The sequence below is a fragment of the Falsiroseomonas sp. RANM36 genome, from assembly GCF_056682175.1.
In genome coordinates this window covers 1,622,432-1,624,634 of record NZ_JBWXTD010000003.1, presented here as the reverse complement: position 1 = coordinate 1,624,634, position 2,203 = coordinate 1,622,432, and the positions used below count along the sequence as shown (strand labels likewise).

Here is a 2,203-nt window from a genome sequence, read left to right as displayed (position 1 = left end):
GCCCGCCCGCCCCGCGCGGGGCCCCCCCCCGCGCGGGGGGCGCGGGGCCGCCGCCGGGGCCGGAGCGGCTGCTGGCGATGATCACCGCGCCGGCACGCGCCGATTCGCGGCCGCTGCCACCCGAGGCGATCGCCCGCTGCGGCGAGACGGTGTTCGAGCGGCTGCGCCGCGCCGGCTTCGCGGTGCAGCGGCGGCCGGAGGCGGAGGCGGTGACCACGCCGGGCGCGTTCGACCGGCTGTTCCCGGGCGCCGGCGGCGCGCTCTACGGCCCTGCGGTGCATGGCTGGCAGGCCGCCTTCAGCCGGCCCGGCGCGCGCACGAAGCTCCCGGGACTCTACCTGGCCGGCGGCGGCGCGCATCCGGGCGCGGGCGTGGCCATGGCCGCGATCTCCGGCCGCCTGGCGGCGGCGCGGGTGCTGGAGGACCGCCCTTGAGAGACTGGGCCTTCGATCGGGCCGTGCCGCGGCGCGGCTATTGCTGGTGGTACCTCGATGCGCTGTCCGACGACGGGAAGCACGGCATCACCATCATCGCCTTCATCGGCACCGTCTTCTCGCCGTGGTACGCGCTGGCGCGCATGGCCGAGGGCTGGACCGGCGGGGATCCGCACGACCATTGCTGCCTGAACGTCGTGCTCTACGGCACGCCCTCGCGCTGGGCGATGACCGACCGGCGGCGGCATGCGCTGCGGCGGGACGCCGACACGCTCACGATCGGGCCGAGCGGGCTCACCTGGGACGGCACGACGCTGACGGTGCGGATCGAGGAGGTGACGGCGCCCATCCCCTCCCGGCTCACGGGCACGGTGCGGCTGCGCCCGGCGGCGCTGTCCACGCGGCGGCTGACGCTGGATGCGGAGGGGCGGCACGAATGGCAGCCGATCGCCCCGCGGTCCCGCGTGGAGGTGGCGCTGGAAAGCCCGGCGCTGCGCTGGTCCGGCGCCGCCTATTTCGACACCAATGCCGGCGCCGCGCCGCTGGAGCAGGATTTTCGCTCATGGGACTGGTGCAGGGCGGCGCTGCCGGACGCGACGGCGATCCTCTACAACACGCAGCGCCGCGACGGCACATCCCTGTCCCTGGCCTTGCGTGCGACGGATGACGGCGCGCTGACCGACTTCCCGCCGCCGCCGGAAGCGGAACTGCCGCGCACGCTGTGGCGGCTGCGCCGGCCGACGCGCGCGGAAGGGCCGGTGCGGGTGACGCGGACGCTGACCGATGCGCCGTTCTACTCGCGTTCGGAGATCCACACGACGCTGCTGGGGCAGGAAGCGCCCGGCGTGCATGAAAGCCTGTCGCTGGATCGCTTCAGGTCGCCGCTGATGTACGCGATGCTGCCGTTCCGGGTGCCGCGGCCGCTGCGCTGAGGCTGCGCGCCGGCGTCGCCTCGCCCTCGAACCAGCCGACGTCCTGCGTCGCGACCTCGCCGAAGGGCACGCGCTGGCGCGCGGCATCGCGCATGATCGGCCAGGCGGTCCAGGGCATGGTCAGCAGCGGCGCCATGTCGCGCGCCGACCAGGTGACGTCGCGCGTGCGCAGCAGGCGGCGCAGATGACCGAGCGCCGCACGCTCCCGCCGGAAGGCGGCGAGCTGCGTCTCGGTCAGGCAGGACCAGAATTGCTGCAGCCGCGTCGCCGCGCGGTGGCGGAGCGTGTCGCGCGCGCCGAGGATGGCGGCGGCGATGTCCTCGGTCTCGAAGAAATGCAGGCCGCTCGTGGTGCGCGGGTTGCACTCGATGCCGTGGATGCGCCCTGCGGCATCCTCGCGCATGTCGAAGGAGATGAAGCCCGTCCAGTCGAGTTTTTCGACCAGCCGGGCGATCCAGGCTTCGGCCTCCGGATGGTCCACGCGTTCGAAGGCGCAGGCGACGGAGCCGGCGAACTGCACGCCGCGATAGATCACGGTGCCGAGCACACGCCCCTGCCGCGCCAGCGTGCAGGAGCTGAACTCGGCGCCGGGCAGGAAGCGCTGCACCACGGCAGGCGCCGCTGGGTCGAGCACGGGCAGCGTCTCGCCCTCGGCCAGCACGCGCACGCCGCGGCCGGCGGCGGAATGGACGGGCTTCACCACGACGCGGCCGGCGCGCGCCAGCGCCGCGGCGCCCCCCGGGGCCCGGGGGGGGGGGGGCGGCCCCGCGCCCCCCCCCCCCCCCCCCCCCCCCCGACGCGCTTCACCACGATGTCCACGCCGATATGCTCGAAGCG

General features: G+C 75.4%; 3 protein-coding genes. 2 read left to right on the top strand and 1 reads right to left on the bottom strand.

Translation table 11 applies throughout. The features are described from left to right. Window positions 1-434 (top strand): FAD-dependent oxidoreductase (locus AC1MIR_RS12710; RefSeq protein ID WP_480028517.1); only part of this gene is annotated, 434 nt, incomplete at its 5' end. Next, on the top strand, window positions 431-1,366 hold the full coding sequence (locus tag AC1MIR_RS12705) for a carotenoid 1,2-hydratase (protein WP_480028516.1): 936 nt from the start codon (window positions 431-433) through the stop codon (window positions 1,364-1,366). The genes AC1MIR_RS12710 and AC1MIR_RS12705, both read left to right, overlap by 4 nt. On the opposite strand, the gene AC1MIR_RS12700 is transcribed toward AC1MIR_RS12705, so the two are convergent. Beyond that, window positions 1,308-2,090 carry an ATP-grasp domain-containing protein gene (locus AC1MIR_RS12700; RefSeq protein ID WP_480028752.1) on the bottom strand — a complete coding sequence of 261 codons (783 nt, stop codon included), beginning with the start codon at window positions 2,088-2,090 and terminating at the stop codon, window positions 1,308-1,310. The genes AC1MIR_RS12705 and AC1MIR_RS12700 overlap by 59 nt on opposite strands. Between the last annotated feature and the right edge of the window lie 113 nt (window positions 2,091-2,203).